Source organism: Ruegeria sp. H6, from assembly GCF_056532975.1.
On sequence record NZ_JBQFOA010000009.1, the window covers coordinates 153,628 to 168,435 of the forward strand.

Genomic DNA, 14,808 nt, shown 5'->3' on the forward strand with positions numbered 1-14,808 from the left:
TGAGGAGCGATGGGTGCGAGCACCCATCCTACGCACGCTAGAAAAGACACTCGGAGATATATGCTCCAAGACGTGCGAACTTGCTGCTGGAACTTTCGATGGCAACGGTACAGGAAAAAACGAGCTCATTCTTCGACGAATAGCGAACCGGGACAATCACATATCGGTTGAAGCCTTCTTCGTGACTCATGTTTGAATTGAAGAACACGCCGACAATACCGTGTGCGCCGTCATCGTCAGCAAAACTGCTATTGGCGATCACGTCATCAAAGAAGCGTTCTTGTTCAAACCTGACAGTTGAGAACCACGATCTGTCATGGAAATCCCCGACTTGCCGAAACCTTCCTTGTGCGCCGTACCCAGGTGAATAGCGCTTATCGTATCCCAATTCGAACTCTACTATTTCAGGGAACTCTTCGGAAAAATAGATCGCCTCGGGATGGTCGCATGCATCATGATCAATAATGAGATCGAGCACCACTAGAGACCATGCATTATCACTTAAGAACTGAAGAAATTCTTGCCTTTCCGCTTCTCGATTGCCGAAGTCGTGGCCAACTTTATCGGGCAAACAGGACGTAATGTGCGTATTGAGATAGGGTGCAGTTCTTGTGGCCCAAAAATATTCATACAAACCTATGAAAGTCGCTAGCACACCAATTGCCGCTAGCGACCATTTTGCAAAACGAAATGCAGTGTTCATAGATCCCAGATGGGATTTTATAACACTGATTTCAAGCGGAGATCAACGCGCAAACTTCTTATGCTTCAACCGCTTGGGCTCCAGCGCGTCCGGTCCCAGACGACGCTTTTTGTCCTCTTCGTAATCCTCGAAGTTGCCCTCGAACCATTCCACATGGGCGTCGCCTTCGAAGGCCAGAATATGCGTGCAAATCCGGTCGAGGAAGAAGCGGTCGTGGCTGATGACCACGGCGCAGCCCGCGAAATCGACCAAAGCGTCTTCCAGCGCGCGCAGGGTTTCGACGTCCAGATCGTTGGTCGGTTCGTCGAGCAGCAGGACGTTGCCGCCCTCTTTCAACAGCCGGGCCATGTGGACACGGTTGCGCTCACCACCTGACAGCAGCGAGACCTTTTTCTGCTGATCGCCGCCTTTGAAGTTGAAGGACGAGCAATAGGCGCGGGAATTGACCTGTGCGTCGCCCAGTTGGATGATCTCGGCGCCGCCGGTGATTGCCTCCCACACGGTATCGTTGTCGGCAAGATCGTCGCGGGACTGGTCAACGTAGGACAGCTCGACCGTGTCGCCCAGCGTGATTGTGCCGCTGTCGGGTTGTTCCTGACCGGTGAGCATTTTGAAGAGCGTCGATTTACCGGCACCGTTGGGGCCGATGACACCGACAATGCCGCCGGGGGGCAGGGCAAAGTCCAGCCCTTCGATCAGTTGCTTGTCGCCCATGTGCTTCGACAGGCCCTCAACCTCGATCACTTTGCCGCCAAGGCGCTGGCCGTTGGGGATGACGATCTGGGCGCGGGTCAGCTTTTCGCGTTCGGACTGTTCGGCCAGCTCGTTATAGGCGTTGATCCGGGCCTTGGATTTGGCCTGACGGGCCTTTTGACCCTGACGCATCCACTCCAGTTCGCGCTGCAGAGTCTTCTGCTTGGACTTGTCCTCGCGCGCTTCCTGTTCGAGCCGTTTGGCTTTTTGTTCCAGCCATGCGGAGTAATTGCCCTCATATGGAATGCCACGACCACGGTCGAGTTCGAGGATCCAACCGGTGATATCATCCAGGAAATAGCGGTCGTGGGTGACGATCAGGATGGTGCCCTTGTAGTCGATCAGGTGCTGTTGCAGCCAGGCGATCGTTTCGGCGTCCAAGTGGTTGGTCGGTTCGTCCAAGAGCAACATATCGGGCGCTTCGAGCAGCAGCTTGCAGAGCGCCACGCGGCGTTTCTCACCACCCGAAAGGTTGGCGATGTTGGCATCGTCGGGCGGGCAGCGCAGGGCCTCCATTGAGACGTCGATCTGGCTGTCGAGATCCCAGAGATTCTGGCTGTCGATCTCGTCCTGCAGCTTGGCCATCTCGTCGGCTGTCTCATCCGAGTAGTTCATCGCCAGTTCGTTATAGCGGTCGAGGATCGCCTTCTTTTCCGCCACGCCCAGCATGACGTTTTCGCGGACGGTCAGGGTTTCGTCCAGCTTCGGTTCCTGCGGGAGGTAACCGACTTTTGCGCCTTCGGCCGCCCAGGCCTCGCCGGTGAAATCTTTGTCGAGGCCGGCCATGATCTTCATCAGGGTCGATTTACCCGCGCCGTTGACGCCGACAACACCGATTTTCACGCCGGGCAGAAAGCTCAGGTGGATGTTTTCAAAGCACTTCTTGCCACCGGGATAGGTCTTGGAGACACCCTGCATGTGGTAGACATATTGATAGGCGGCCATGTCGCGTCCTCTGGGTCGGGGAAATTGAGTTGGGCGGTGTGATAGCGGATGCGGTGGGTGGGGGCAATGAGTTGTCGTCAGGTAAGAGGTGCGATCAGGATTGCACCCATGGGTGACCGTTGGCATGGTGCCGATCAAAGCAGGCAAGATTTTGAGAGATTTAATGACTTGGGGTGTTTTGTTTCCGTATGGAAGCGGCGATTTTTCACCGGAAGCGGCCGATTTCGCCGACAACGAAGAAAAGATCGAGCGTCATTTCAACGAGGTTCTGACAGACGAAGAGCGAGCCGAATACGACGACTGGGTTGTCAAGTTCCTGTCCAAGGTGGGTAAGAAATACTCTGCCAAGGGTGCGGTCTTCGAGGACTTTGAAAAACCAACCCAGTTGGTGCTGCCTAGAACTCCGAAAAATCTAGCATCCCTCTTTTTTGTGAATCACGGGTTTATGATCGTAGAGGAAGCGATGAAGGAGATTATTGAGGGCATAGAGCCCTCAGTACACCAATTCTGGTGTGTAGACGTGCAATAGCCACGTGGGAAACAACCAGAAAAGAGATATTTTTTCATGGTTATTGGCCAGCATCTGGATGCTTTTCTTCCGGAGAAGAGCGTCGAAGGCGCGTGGAAAAGTGCTGGTGCTTACTTTGTCGCTGCAAGCAGCGACAAAAAGCACTGCAATGGACTGGCCGTCAGCGGAGAAGTGGTGAGGGGCGCCCACTTGTGGCGGGACGTGAAGATGGACAGGCCACGTATCTTTATCTCAGACGTATTGAAGTCAGAAATTGATAAGGCAGGGCTTCGCATACCTAAACACTACAAACTGATAGATGCCTGACCCGTCGGATAGACGACATCGGGTTGTAGTTGAGGAAACAATTGTCCAGATGAGGCGTAAGGAGAACCGAAGATGTCTTTGAAAGCGCTGATAGTCGGTTGGGCGCAATCTGGACACGTTCGCTGGATTGGACTCCGACCCGAGAGACGGGCTCACATGGTCCCCGCTATGAACGCTTGGATCTCTGTCGATGGCCTGGAAGGCGACCGCAGCAGGGCGGGGAAACGGGCGGTGACTCTGATCCAGCAAGAACATCTGGCGGCGATTGGGTCTTATCTGGGGCAGGAGCCGGTGGTACCCGACGTCCTGCGGCGCAATCTGGTGGTTTCGGGGATCAATCTGTCGGCGCTCAAAGGGCGCGAGGTGCAGGTGGGTGAGGCCATCCTGCGCTTTACCGTGATCTGCGCGCCATGCAGTCGGATGGAGGAGGCGCTGGGTAAAGGTGGCTACTCTGCCGTGCGGGGGCATGGGGGATGGTGCGCCGAAGTGGTCCGGCCCGGGCGGGTCAGGCTGGGCGATGTGGTGCAGCCGATTGATTGACAAGCTGTCCCAGTTCTGAACATCAGCAAGGGATGCAGCGGAGCACTCTTCCATATGCGCGGCCCGGGCAGGTCGTGGGATTGTTCGGTGGGTCTTTTGACCCTCCGCACCAGGGCCATGTGCATGTGACGCTTGAGGCGATGAAGGCCTTCGGGCTGGATCGGGTTTGGTGGCTGGTATCGCCGGGCAATCCGTTGAAAAAGCGGGGGCCAGCCCCCTTGACGCAACGGGTAAATGCGGCCCGGGCGGTGATGCAGCACCCACGCGTAGCGGTCACGGATATCGAGGCGGTGACCGGCACGCGGGCCACGGCGGACACGCTGGCTGCGCTGCGCAGGCTTTATCCGCAGGTCCGGTTTGTCTGGATCATGGGCGCTGACAATCTGGCGCAGTTTCACAAGTGGAAAGACTGGCGGCGGATCATGGACACGATCCCCGTTGGTGTCGTGGCCCGGCCGGGCGACCGGATCTCGGCCCGGATGTCGCCCGCGGCTCGCCTTTACGCCAAATACCGGATCGACGGTCAGGCGCGGCATCTGTTGGGGCGGGCGCAGGCCCCGGCCTGGTGCTTTGTGAATGCTCCGATGGTTGACGTCAGTTCAACGGATCTTCGCAATCGCGGCATCTGGGGACCCGGGGTGTTGCCCGAATGACTCCCATCAGCGCATAATCTTAATCGAGTGATTGTCTGAATTTAAGCTCTGGGATTTTATTTGACCCATGGTTGATCGTATTTCGCGTCGATTGTTTTTGGGCGGGCTCGGGGCCGCGCTGTTTCCCGCCGCAGGTTTGGCCGAGGCGCCGCTGGTTTCGTTGCGACCCGTTCTACGTGGCGTTCCATCAACGGGCGCCGAGCGACTTGTTCAGCAAGCCGGTCTGAAGGGTGAAGTTGTTTTTGCGGTGGCTGATGTCGAAACCGGGGCTGAGCTGGAATCGATCGGTGGGGATACGGCCTTGCCGCCGGCCAGTGTCGCCAAGGCTCTGACGGCCTTGTATGCGCTGGATGTTCTGGGGGCTGATTACCGGTTTGAAACCGCGCTGCTGGCGGATGGGCCGGTGGAAAATGGGGTTCTGAAAGGCGATCTGATCCTTGTTGGTGGTGGTGATCCTCTGCTGGACACCGACGCTTTGGCGCGCATGGCGGCCAATCTGCGCGAGGCTGGGATCACCGAGGTTCAAGGCGCGTTCAAGGTCTATGATGGTGCGTTGCCTTTTGTGTTCAGCATTGACCCGGGTCAGCCCGACCATGTCGGCTACAGTCCTGCAATCAGCGGAATCTCATTGAATTTCAACCGGGTGCATTTTGAGTGGAAACGGGGTGGCGCGGGGTATGATATCCGCATGGATGCACGCAGCGCGCGGTTCAATCCGGCGGTCGATATGGCGGCCATGCGGGTCGAAGATCGTAGCCTGCCAATCTATACCTACCAACCCAGTGCGCGGCAGGATCGTTGGACCGTGGCCAAGGGCGCGCTTGGCAATGAGGGCGCGCGTTGGCTGCCCGTGCGCAAGCCTGCGCTTTATGCAGGCGATGTGTTTCGCACTCTGGCCAGATCAAATGGCATCATTCTGGGCCGTGTGCAGGTCACGCAAGAAACGCCCAAGGGCACGCCGTTGGTGATTTTTCAAAGCGATCCGTTGGACAGCATTCTGCGGGGTATGCTGAAATATTCGACCAATATTACTGCGGAAATGATTGGTTTGGCTGCGTCGGTGGCGCGAGGCGCGGCCCCGGGGTCACTGGCGGATTCTGCGGCAGAGATGAACCGATGGGCCACGGAAACCTATGGTGTCAGCGGCATCGAGATGGTTGACCATTCCGGGCTGGGTGACGCATCGCGCGTCGCGCCGCGGGATCTGGTTTCCGCACTTGTGCAGGCGCGCAAATCCGGTGCTTTGCGGCCTCTGCTGAAACCGTTTGCCCTGACGGACAGTCAGGGTCGGGTGGTCAAGGATCATCCGATCAAGGTGGATGCCAAAACCGGGACATTGAATTTCGTGTCGGGCCTGGGTGGATTTCTGACCAGTGCTCAGGGAAATGAACTGGCTTTTGCGATCTTCACTGCGGATGTGGGCCACCGCGCAACGATTCCGCGCGCTCAGCGCGAAAGGCCGGATGGCGCGCGCAGCTGGAACAGGCGTTCGCGCAAATTGCAGCGTGCTTTGATCGAACGCTGGGGGGCCCTTTACGGCAGCTGATCAGGTCGTGTGACGCGCCCGTGCCCCACGTTCGATGGCTGCGGCATGCAGGCGATCGATGTTCAGCTCGTACCGGATCTCTTCCAGCAGGCGAAGCTCTGTTTCTGCAAGTGAGCCATCAGCAGCGGCAACATCGCAGGCCAATGCATAAGCCGTTTCGTTCAGCCGCTCAGGCAGGTTGTCGCGGATCAGACCGAAGAGGGCGTCAAGCCCGTCCACTTGTTCAAACAGGTCAAATACGATCTGCGAAACGCGCCGTGTGCGGTCAATATCGTATCCGGCAAAAACGGGCAGCATATTCACCGCCCCTTCGATCTTGACCAGCTCAGCCGTGCGGATCGTTTCGTCCGATGCAGAGATCGCCACCATGATCGCGACAAGGCAATCCTGCGGGGACATTGGATGAGGGGCTTGCTCGGGCATTGGGTCGTCCTGAATGATACGTCTGTTGCCGCACGATAGGAGCGGGGGCGAAGAGGTTCAACAGGTAGTTTGATGGCGCAAGGGACACGATTGTAAGAACAGCGTGTTTGGGTCTGGAGTCTGAGCGCCTGCTTTGAGCGCTTGGGGAATGCCGCGTTTCCGATCCGTGAACGAGGTCGTCGTTCCAAAATCAAAGCATCCCCCGCCTAAGCCCTAGCTGAACGCGGGAAAGCTGCTATGTTTCTCTCAAGCTAGAAAAGGGGACACTAAAAACCCCAGAGCCAACAGGGACCCTAAACACATGAATAATCGTTTGCGCAAAATCACCATCGTTGGTGGCGGTACGGCAGGATGGATGACCGCACTGATCCTGGATATGGTGTTTTCCCGAACGTCTGCGCCCAAAGACCGTCCAGGCATTTGTCTGATTGAAAGCCCGAACATCTCGACCGTTGGGGTGGGCGAGGCGACGGTGCCGCGCATGCCGGTCACGCTCCGGCAAGCCGGTATCTCTGAACGGGATTTTTTCCGCGAGACCAACGCATCATTCAAGCTGGGTGTGAAATTTTGCAACTGGAATAACGACGCCAAGGGCAACCGCATCGATTATATGAATCCGTTTGCCCATGGTCAGATGCTGGAAGGTTTGGAATCCGCCGAGTATTTCCTGCGCTTTGGCAACGGCAATCGGGATTTCACGCAGTCGATCTCGCCGCACGACGATCTGGCGCGCTTGTGCAAAGGTGCGCGCATGCTAGGGCAGCCGGAATTCGAGCAACGGTTCGGCTATGCCTACCATCTGGATGCGGTGAAGTTTGCCGGCATGCTGACCAAAATATGTATCAAGCGGGGTGTTGAGCACATCCAGGATGAGGTGCAGTCGGTCGAGCTGGATGAACAGGGCAATGTCAGCCACCTGATGCTTGAGGCCAAGGGCCGGTATGACATCGAGATGGTCATTGATTGCACCGGCTTCCGCGGGCTCATTATCAATCAGGCCCTGGGTGAGCCGTTTCTGGATTACTCGGACTATCTGCCCAACGACCGCGCCATGGCGCTGCAGATCGAACATCCCGACCCGGACAAGATCGAAAGCTGCACACGCTCCACCGCTTTGGGTGCGGGTTGGACGTGGCGGGTACCGCTCTATAACCGGGTCGGCACAGGATATGTCTATTCCTCGGCCCACCGCACGGATGATCAGGCCGCGGATGAGTATCTTGAATGGCTGGGCGAAAGCGGCAAGGGTCTGACGCCGCGCGTGATCCCGATGCGCGTCGGGCGAGTGCGCAACGCCTGGGTCAAGAACTGCGTTGCAATCGGCCTGTCGGGTGGCTTCATCGAGCCATTGGAAAGCACCGCGATCCATATGATCGACCATTCCATCCGCTGGTTCGCCGAGCATCTGCCCACCCGAGATATCGAGCCTTCATTGCGGGCCAGATACAACCGGCAGATGGACAAGCTTTATAACGAGGTTCTGGAATTCATCAGCTTGCACTACCAACTGGGCAACCGGACCGACGACCAATACTGGATCGACGCTCGCACCGAGATGAAAGTGCCGGATCGGTTGGCCGAAAACCTTGAGCTTTGGCAGCACCGCCTGCCGATGCAGCATGATGTCGAGTTCGCCACGCTGTTTGACCACCGCGTGTTCCAGACCGTTCTGCTGGGCAAGCAGGTCTATGACACAGGGTACGGAACCGGTATTCGCGATCGCGTGCGGCCGCTGAAAAAGCCGATCTGGTTCCAATGGTGGAAGGGTGCGAAAGTGGATCTGGCGCAGATCCTCAAGTCAATGCCTGATCACAAAACGCTGTTGCGTGATATCCGGGGAGAGTTGCAAAAACCGGCTTTTGGCATGGCGGCGGCGATGCAGCCTACGGTGGCGATGCCGGGTGCAAAACAAGCGCCGGTTACAATCCAAAACATGCCGAATCTTGCGGAAATTCAAAGCGGTGCCAAGGATTTGCAGCTGTTTTAGGCTTGTAGAAGGAACACGCGACGCTTTAAAAAAAGACCCGCCGGGATGGCGGGTCTTTTCCTTTGATGTGTGTCGATCAGTGAACGACCGCATCGTCGGGGCGTGGGCGTTCGGATGTGCCCAACCTGTCGCCGATGATCAGACCGTCTGCCCCGGCGGTTACCGGAACGATCTCGCCGTCCTTGATCTCACCGGCCAGCAGCGCCTCGGCCAGAGGGTTCTGCAGGGCGCGCTGGATCACACGTTTCAGCGGGCGGGCGCCGAAGACTGGGTCATAGCCTTCGTTGGCCAGCCATTCCTTGGCTCCGTCATCTAGCGCCAGCTCGATCTTGCGGGCGGCAAGACGTTTTTGCAGGCGCGCCATCTGAATATCGACGATGCCATCCATATCGGCGCGCTTGAGCCGGTCAAAGATGATGGTCTCGTCCAGACGGTTCAGGAATTCGGGCCGGAAATGGGCCCGGACCGCATCCATCACATCGCGCCGCGCCTGCGCGCTGTCGGCGCCTTCGGGCAGTTGGCTCAGCGCCTGCGACCCAAGGTTTGACGTCAGGATAATCAGCGTCTGCTTGAAGTCCACGGTACGGCCCTGACCGTCGGTCAGAACACCGTCGTCGAGAACCTGCAATAGAACGTTGAACACATCCGGGTGCGCCTTTTCGACCTCGTCAAACAGCACGACCTGATAGGGCCTGCGCCGCACGGCTTCGGTCAGCACACCGCCTTCGTCATAGCCGACATAGCCCGGAGGGGCACCGATCAGACGGGCAACGGCGTGTTTCTCCATGAACTCGGACATGTCGATGCGCACCATCGCATTGTCGTCGTCGAACAGGAAGTTCGCCACAGCCTTGGTCAGCTCGGTTTTCCCCACGCCGGTCGGCCCGAGGAACAGGAACGAGCCCAGCGGGCGGTTCTCGTCATTCAGACCGGCACGGGCACGGCGCACGGCGTTGGCAACGGCAGTGACCGCCGCATCCTGACCGATGACACGCGAATGCAATTCATCTTCCATCCGCAGCAGCTTTTCGCGTTCACCTTCCAGCATTTTCGAGGTCGGGATACCCGTCCAGCGTTCAACGACGCTGGCGATCTGTTCCGGACGCACGGTTTCCTCTGCCATCATGGCGTTGCTTTCGGCGTTCTCGGCTTCGGTCAGCTTTTTCTCAAGCTCGGGGATGACGCCATAGGACAGCTCACCCGCCTTGGCCAGATTGCCTTCGCGCTTGGCGATCTCCAGATCAGCGCGTGCTTTGTCGAGCTGTTCTTTCAGATCCCGCGCACCGGCCAGCTTGTCACGTTCGGCCTGCCATTGGGCTGTCATCTCTGACGATTGCTCTTGCAGGTCGGCCAGATCCTTCTGCAGGGTTTCCAGACGATCCTTGGAGGCCGCGTCGTCCTCAAGCTTCAACGCCTCTTCCTCGATCTGCATCTGCAGGATCTGACGATCCAGCTGATCGAGTTCTTCGGGCTTGGAATCCACCTCCATCCGCAGGCGCGACGCCGCTTCATCGACCAAGTCGATAGCCTTGTCGGGCAGGAATCGGTCGGTGATATAGCGATGCGACAGGGTCGCCGCCGAAACCAGCGCCGAATCGGAAATCCGCACGCCGTGGTGCAATTCGTATTTTTCCTTGATGCCGCGCAGGATGCTGATCGTGTCCTCAACGGTCGGTTCAGCCACGACGACGGGCTGGAACCGGCGCGCAAGGGCTGCGTCTTTTTCGACGTATTTGCGGTATTCATCCAGCGTCGTTGCGCCAATGCAATGCAATTCCCCCCGCGCCAAAGCGGGTTTGATCAGGTTGGCCGCATCCATCGCGCCGTCGGATTTCCCTGCGCCGACCAGCGTGTGCATCTCGTCGATGAACAGGATGATCTCACCGGCGGCCTCAGTCACTTCGGTCAGAACGGCCTTGAGGCGCTCTTCGAACTCACCGCGATACTTCGCACCGGCGATCAGCGCGCCCATGTCGAGCGCGAGCAGCTTCTTGTCCTTCAGCGATTCCGGCACGTCGCCGTTGACGATGCGCAGGGCCATGCCTTCGGCAATCGCGGTTTTACCGACGCCGGGCTCACCGATCAGAACCGGGTTGTTCTTGGTGCGGCGCGACAGAACCTGCATCGAGCGGCGAATTTCCTCATCGCGCCCGATGATCGGGTCAATCTTGCCCTCAGCCGCAGCCTCGGTCAGGTCGCGTGCATATTTCTTGAGAGCGTCATAGCCCTCTTCCGCTGATGCGCTGTCCGCAGTGCGGCCCTTACGGATATCATTGATGGCTTCGTTCAGTTTCTGAGCGGAAACGGCCCCGGCTTCCAACGCCTCTTTGGCTTTGGATTTCACCATGCACAGCGCCATCAACACGCGCTCGACCGGCACAAAACTGTCGCCCGCCTTGGTGGCTATTTTCTCGGCCTCGTCCAGAACTTTCGCGGTCTGGCTGTCCATGTAGATCTGGCTCGCGTCGCCGCTGACCTTGGGGATCTTGCCCATCGCGGCATCCAACGCCTCAACCACGCGGTTGGGCGCGCCGCCTGCGCGTGTGATCAGGTTGCTGGCCAGCCCCTGATCGTCATCCATCAATGCTTTCAGAATATGCGTGGGTTCCAGTCTCTGGTGCCCCTCGCGCAGCGCAATGGTCTGCGCCGCCTGCACGAATCCCCGTGCCCGCTCGGTGAACTTGTTCAAGTCCATAGCATTCTCCTTTTCATAAGCGCCCTTGGTTTGATGCGCCCGCTTGGCGGCACGCATCTGTTTGGGCCTCACATTCAATCTGGGAAATATCTGAGTGTATTCAAGCCCCAGAGCCCACTAAAAAGCACCGTTTTTCAGTCTGATTGAAATCGAAGACACCGGCCTTTGATCACGGGTCAAACGGGCGCTCGAAACTTGGATGGGTTCGCACTAATGGTGCCCGGTTTCGCGGCTTTTGCGCAAGGCGCGCAGCTCGTCTGAAGATAAACGCGGACCCGAAGATGGGATCGCCGGCGACGGTTGCGGAACGGGTTGTGCCGCGTCGAATTGCATGGCGGTCCCTAGCTCATCGCGCAGTTTGAGATACCCCAGCGCGCCGCCAGCACATTGAAGGCTGAAAGCCCAAAACCCTATCAGGATATTGGCAATCAGCAGGCAAATCAAAGACCAGAGGGGGCGGATCGAAGCGGTGCCGCTGATCATATTGCCCAGTTCTAAAATGTCTTCCTGCAACTGGGTGACAAATCCCGACGCAAAAACCAAAATAACTCCGAGGGCATAGATAATAATCAAGCCCAAATAGCTGAGAATTACCAAGGCATAAATCGAAGCAAACGACGCACCAAAGTGTCGAAACGGTGTGTAGGGACGATCATCCGGGTCACGCCCAATCGAGCCTGAGGCGATGGGAACAAGCAAACCAGCACGTATCGCGCAAATACCCAGAAAGGAAATAGCAAGAGCGGCAACAACCGGAAGGGTTTGCGATGGGTCCCAAAGCCTTGCCGCCAGTTCAGGGTTGTCAGCCAGAACAGCCAAATTTGTAGAACTGAAAGAGGTCAGCAATAAAAACGCGCCAAACGCCAAAGCCAGGCAAATCGTTGCGATGATGCCTTCTACGGCGCCATAAGCCAGAGCGGGTACGATCAAAGCACGATACCCGAGCTTTGGCACGATACCGCGCGCCTGCAGCCCGAACCGCGCTCCGACCAACGCCGGAATCACCCCGGATGAAGCACTGATTAAGAAGGTTACAAAGATAGCCAGCGGGGGAAAGATAAGCCCGAGGAGAAATCCGATGAACCCGCCTGCAAAGCCGTAGAGAAACAAGCCAATCAGGATGATGGGCAAAGCCAGCGCGAAACGCCAGAAAATTGAAAGGGACAGGGGAAACGCTTGTAATACGAGCAATGGTCTGGTCTGTAATCAATCCATGGATGTTTCCCGGATACCCAACGAAATCGTGATCTTCCAGGGTTTCTGCCAAGGATAGGCCAACAAATTCGGCGTTGTGGCTTTTTAGGCCGGTTTATCGGCGTTTCAAGTCGAACGTTACAGCCTCTTCGCTCAATCGTGACGCATGTTGCCTTTGCTCTGTGCTATGAGCGGACTACCTCGAAACAAGAGGGGAACGAATAACGGAGATCCAAATGGCGCATCGCTGGACCAACACATTGACACATGCAGACGTCACCCCGAGGGCGGCGTTTCTGAACCGGCGGCAGGTGATGGCCGGACTGGCAGGTGTCGGGCTTGCGGGCGTGGCGCGACCGGCTGCGGCGCAAGAGGCGCTGGAGCCCAATACATGGGACGAGATCACCCACTATAACAACTTTTATGAGTTCGGGACTCGCAAGGATGATCCGGTCAAATACGCCGGTTTGCTGGTCACCGAGCCTTGGACCATCAAGATCGACGGTCTGGTGGATCGTCCCGGTGATTATGCTTTCCAGGACGTGATGTCCGAAATGACGGTCGAGGAACGGATCTACCGGTTCCGCTGTGTCGAGGCCTGGTCGATGGTTATCCCGTGGAACGGGTTTGAACTTGCTGACCTGCTGAACATGGCCGGTGTGCAGGAAGGCGCCAAATATGTGGCGTTTGAAACAGCCCTGCGGCCCGATGAAATGCCCGGTGTTCAGTTTCCGATCCTTGAGTGGCCCTATCGCGAAGGTCTTCGTTTGGATGAGGCCATGCACCCGCTGACGATCATGGCGACCGGTATCTATGACCGCCCGATCCCGAACCAGAACGGTGCTCCGCTGCGCTTGGTGGTGCCGTGGAAATACGGGTTCAAGTCGATCAAATCGATTGTGCGCATCACGTTGACAGATGTTGAGCCGCCTACAAGCTGGAACATGTCCGCGCCGCGCGAGTACGGATTCTACAGCAACGTGAACCCGAACGTGGATCACCCGCGTTGGTCGCAAGCCTCAGAGCGTCAGATCGGCGGCGGCCTGTTTGCCAAGCGCATTCCCACACTGATGTTCAACGGGTACGAGGATGAGGTCGCCGGTCTTTACGAAGGCATGGACCTCAAGGAGTTTTATTGACCGAACACCACCATGTGCATGGCGCGCCCTGGCAAAAGTGTCAGGGCGCCTGCGCCGATGAGGGCGCCGAAGAAAAGCAGTGTCATTCCTGTGCTATGGGCCTTGATATCGCCGCGCCGGGCCTCGTAGACACCGAGAGTCAACCAATAGAGTGTCGCGACCGACAGGACATGGATCAGGCTGAAAGGCCCGAAGGTACGAATATCATGTATCCAGAAACTGCTGGCCGCAACCATGGCCATAAGCCCGACCCAGATGCGTCCCAGAATGCGGTGACGGGGCCCGCCTTTCGGCAGCGCCAATTGCGCCAGTCCCAAGCCCAATGCTGCAATGGCAAGCGCCGCATAGGTGACGACCACCGGTCCAGCATCAAAAAGCGGTTCAATGGACATGATACCTCGATCCCGGTTCAGCCAAGCGCATTCCTCGCGACCGTAGGGCAATGAGAATGAAGCTGAAAGATCCGACCAACGCGTTCTTCCGCCGTATCCCGCCTTGGCTGCTCTACGGTGGCGGCGGCCTCTGGGTCGTTTGGCTTTTCTATCGCGCGGCCACCGGTGGGTTGGGTGTTGAGCCAATCGAAGCTCTAGAGCACAAATTGGGCGAAGCGGCACTGCAATTGCTTATTCTTGGTCTTGCGATCACTCCCCTGCGGAGGTTGTCAGGTCTTAACCTGATGAAGTTCCGGCGCGCGGTCGGCGTGTTGGCATTTGCCTTCGTCAGCCTGCATCTTCTTGTCTGGCTGGTATTGGACGTTCAAATTCCAAGCCAGATCTGGGCGGATATTCTAAAGCGGCCCTATATTACCGTCGGCATGGCGGGGTTCCTGTTGATGGTGCCGCTGGCCGTAACATCCAACAACTGGTCTGTTCGAAAGCTGGGGCCCGGCTGGCGCAAGCTTCACCGTTTGGTCTATCCCGTGGTTCTGCTTGGCGCGCTGCATTATGTCATGCTGGCAAAAGGCTTTCAGTTGGAGCCGCTGGTTTACCTTTCGGTCATCATTGTGCTGTTGCTGCTTCGATTGCCGGTATCAAAGTTGATCGCGCCGTTCCGCCAGGCCGACTCTGCCTGACTCGGGCCTGAGTCTGTGAGTAAGTCTGTGAATAATGGAATTATCTATGCCGGCTTCTAACGGTGGGGGCTGGGAAGGGAGTAGTGTTTTGATGTAAGCAATTGAAATAATTGAACTATAGAAGATTTTTTGAGTTTTTTGAGTTTTTCTCATTTTTGCTCTTGCAGCTTTTTGGCCCAATCCGTAAATACGCCTTCACCGGCGCTGCTGAGGTGCTGGTGAGCTGCGGAAGCGGTTGAGACGCTCGGGAGAGACTGGGGGCATCTGAGGTTATGGAATGGGCGGTAGCGCTGAGTGATTGGCGTTATGGTCTGGTTTTGGGT

At 57.3% G+C, this 14,808-nt stretch carries 14 protein-coding genes; 8 read left to right on the top strand and 6 right to left on the bottom strand.

Going from position 1 to position 14,808, the window contains the following annotated elements:
* Positions 1 to 37: 37 nt before the first annotated feature.
* Positions 38 to 703: a hypothetical protein gene (locus ACR0AG_RS15655; protein WP_480840548.1), complete on the bottom strand. Its 666-nt coding sequence runs from the start codon at positions 701 to 703 to the stop codon at positions 38 to 40.
* Between the two features lie 42 nt (positions 704 to 745).
* Entirely contained in the window at positions 746 to 2,401 is a 1,656-nt protein-coding gene (ettA, locus tag ACR0AG_RS15660) for an energy-dependent translational throttle protein EttA (RefSeq protein ID WP_480840550.1), read from the bottom strand.
* Positions 2,402 to 2,513: 112 nt separating this feature from the next.
* On the opposite strand from ettA, the gene ACR0AG_RS15665 reads away from it, so the two are divergent.
* The 5 genes from ACR0AG_RS15665 (at position 2,514) to dacB (ending at position 5,975) form a co-directional block, all read left to right on the top strand.
* On the top strand, positions 2,514 to 2,930 hold the full coding sequence (locus ACR0AG_RS15665) for an imm11 family protein (protein ID WP_480840552.1): 417 nt from the start codon (positions 2,514 to 2,516) through the stop codon (positions 2,928 to 2,930).
* 36 nt (positions 2,931 to 2,966) lie between these two features.
* Positions 2,967 to 3,236, top strand: a complete 270-nt coding sequence (locus ACR0AG_RS15670; protein ID WP_480840554.1) for a hypothetical protein — start codon at positions 2,967 to 2,969, stop codon at positions 3,234 to 3,236.
* Between the two features lie 168 nt (positions 3,237 to 3,404).
* Positions 3,405 to 3,776: an MOSC domain-containing protein gene (locus ACR0AG_RS15675; RefSeq protein ID WP_480840556.1), complete on the top strand. Its 372-nt coding sequence runs from the start codon at positions 3,405 to 3,407 to the stop codon at positions 3,774 to 3,776.
* 32 nt (positions 3,777 to 3,808) lie between these two features.
* Positions 3,809 to 4,429, top strand: coding sequence for a nicotinate-nucleotide adenylyltransferase (locus ACR0AG_RS15680; protein ID WP_480840558.1), 621 nt, complete (start codon positions 3,809 to 3,811; stop codon positions 4,427 to 4,429).
* A gap of 67 nt (positions 4,430 to 4,496) precedes the next feature.
* Positions 4,497 to 5,975: a D-alanyl-D-alanine carboxypeptidase/D-alanyl-D-alanine endopeptidase gene (gene dacB / locus ACR0AG_RS15685; RefSeq protein ID WP_480840560.1), complete on the top strand. Its 1,479-nt coding sequence runs from the start codon at positions 4,497 to 4,499 to the stop codon at positions 5,973 to 5,975.
* On the opposite strand, the gene ACR0AG_RS15690 is transcribed toward dacB, so the two are convergent.
* Positions 5,976 to 6,398: a tellurite resistance TerB family protein gene (locus tag ACR0AG_RS15690; RefSeq protein ID WP_480840562.1), complete on the bottom strand. Its 423-nt coding sequence runs from the start codon at positions 6,396 to 6,398 to the stop codon at positions 5,976 to 5,978.
* A gap of 301 nt (positions 6,399 to 6,699) precedes the next feature.
* On the opposite strand from ACR0AG_RS15690, the gene ACR0AG_RS15695 reads away from it, so the two are divergent.
* Entirely contained in the window at positions 6,700 to 8,385 is a 1,686-nt protein-coding gene (locus ACR0AG_RS15695; protein ID WP_480840564.1) for a tryptophan halogenase family protein, read from the top strand.
* A gap of 76 nt (positions 8,386 to 8,461) precedes the next feature.
* Here the strand turns inward: ACR0AG_RS15695 and clpB are convergent, their stop codons facing one another.
* Positions 8,462 to 11,080, bottom strand: a complete 2,619-nt coding sequence (clpB, locus tag ACR0AG_RS15700; RefSeq protein WP_480840566.1) for an ATP-dependent chaperone ClpB — start codon at positions 11,078 to 11,080, stop codon at positions 8,462 to 8,464.
* A gap of 210 nt (positions 11,081 to 11,290) precedes the next feature.
* Positions 11,291 to 11,947 carry a hypothetical protein gene (locus ACR0AG_RS15705; protein WP_480840568.1) on the bottom strand — a complete coding sequence of 219 codons (657 nt, stop codon included), beginning with the start codon at positions 11,945 to 11,947 and terminating at the stop codon, positions 11,291 to 11,293.
* A 563-nt stretch (positions 11,948 to 12,510) separates the two neighbouring features.
* Here ACR0AG_RS15705 and msrP point away from each other — a divergent pair.
* Positions 12,511 to 13,413, top strand: a complete 903-nt coding sequence (gene msrP / locus ACR0AG_RS15710) for a protein-methionine-sulfoxide reductase catalytic subunit MsrP (protein ID WP_480840570.1) — start codon at positions 12,511 to 12,513, stop codon at positions 13,411 to 13,413.
* Here msrP and ACR0AG_RS15715 read toward each other — a convergent pair.
* Positions 13,407 to 13,805, bottom strand: coding sequence for a DUF2306 domain-containing protein (locus tag ACR0AG_RS15715; protein ID WP_480840572.1), 399 nt, complete (start codon positions 13,803 to 13,805; stop codon positions 13,407 to 13,409). The two genes, msrP and ACR0AG_RS15715, sit on opposite strands and share 7 nt — an antisense overlap.
* Positions 13,806 to 13,861: 56 nt before the next feature.
* Here ACR0AG_RS15715 and msrQ point away from each other — a divergent pair, with 56 nt between their 5' ends.
* The gene (msrQ, locus tag ACR0AG_RS15720; RefSeq protein WP_480840574.1) at positions 13,862 to 14,485 is read left to right on the top strand and encodes a protein-methionine-sulfoxide reductase heme-binding subunit MsrQ; all 624 of its coding nucleotides are present in this window, start codon (positions 13,862 to 13,864) and stop codon (positions 14,483 to 14,485) included.
* The last annotated feature ends 323 nt before the right edge of the window (positions 14,486 to 14,808 follow it).

Bases quoted from the DNA above. Each gene is read 5' to 3' on its own strand.
- ACR0AG_RS15655 (WP_480840548.1), bottom strand. From the start codon at position 703: ATGAACACTGCATTTCGTTTTGCAAAATGGTCGCTAGCGGCAATTGGT.
- ettA (WP_480840550.1), bottom strand. From the start codon at position 2,401: ATGGCCGCCTATCAATATGTCTACCACATGCAGGGTGTCTCCAAGACC.
- ACR0AG_RS15670 (WP_480840554.1), top strand. From the start codon at position 2,967: ATGGTTATTGGCCAGCATCTGGATGCTTTTCTTCCGGAGAAGAGCGTC.
- ACR0AG_RS15675 (WP_480840556.1), top strand. From the start codon at position 3,405: ATGAACGCTTGGATCTCTGTCGATGGCCTGGAAGGCGACCGCAGCAGG.
- ACR0AG_RS15680 (WP_480840558.1), top strand. From the start codon at position 3,809: ATGCAGCGGAGCACTCTTCCATATGCGCGGCCCGGGCAGGTCGTGGGA.
- dacB (WP_480840560.1), top strand. From the start codon at position 4,497: ATGGTTGATCGTATTTCGCGTCGATTGTTTTTGGGCGGGCTCGGGGCC.
- ACR0AG_RS15690 (WP_480840562.1), bottom strand. From the start codon at position 6,398: ATGCCCGAGCAAGCCCCTCATCCAATGTCCCCGCAGGATTGCCTTGTC.
- ACR0AG_RS15695 (WP_480840564.1), top strand. From the start codon at position 6,700: ATGAATAATCGTTTGCGCAAAATCACCATCGTTGGTGGCGGTACGGCA.
- clpB (WP_480840566.1), bottom strand. From the start codon at position 11,080: ATGGACTTGAACAAGTTCACCGAGCGGGCACGGGGATTCGTGCAGGCG.
- msrP (WP_480840570.1), top strand. From the start codon at position 12,511: ATGGCGCATCGCTGGACCAACACATTGACACATGCAGACGTCACCCCG.
- ACR0AG_RS15715 (WP_480840572.1), bottom strand. From the start codon at position 13,805: ATGTCCATTGAACCGCTTTTTGATGCTGGACCGGTGGTCGTCACCTAT.
- msrQ (WP_480840574.1), top strand. From the start codon at position 13,862: ATGAAGCTGAAAGATCCGACCAACGCGTTCTTCCGCCGTATCCCGCCT.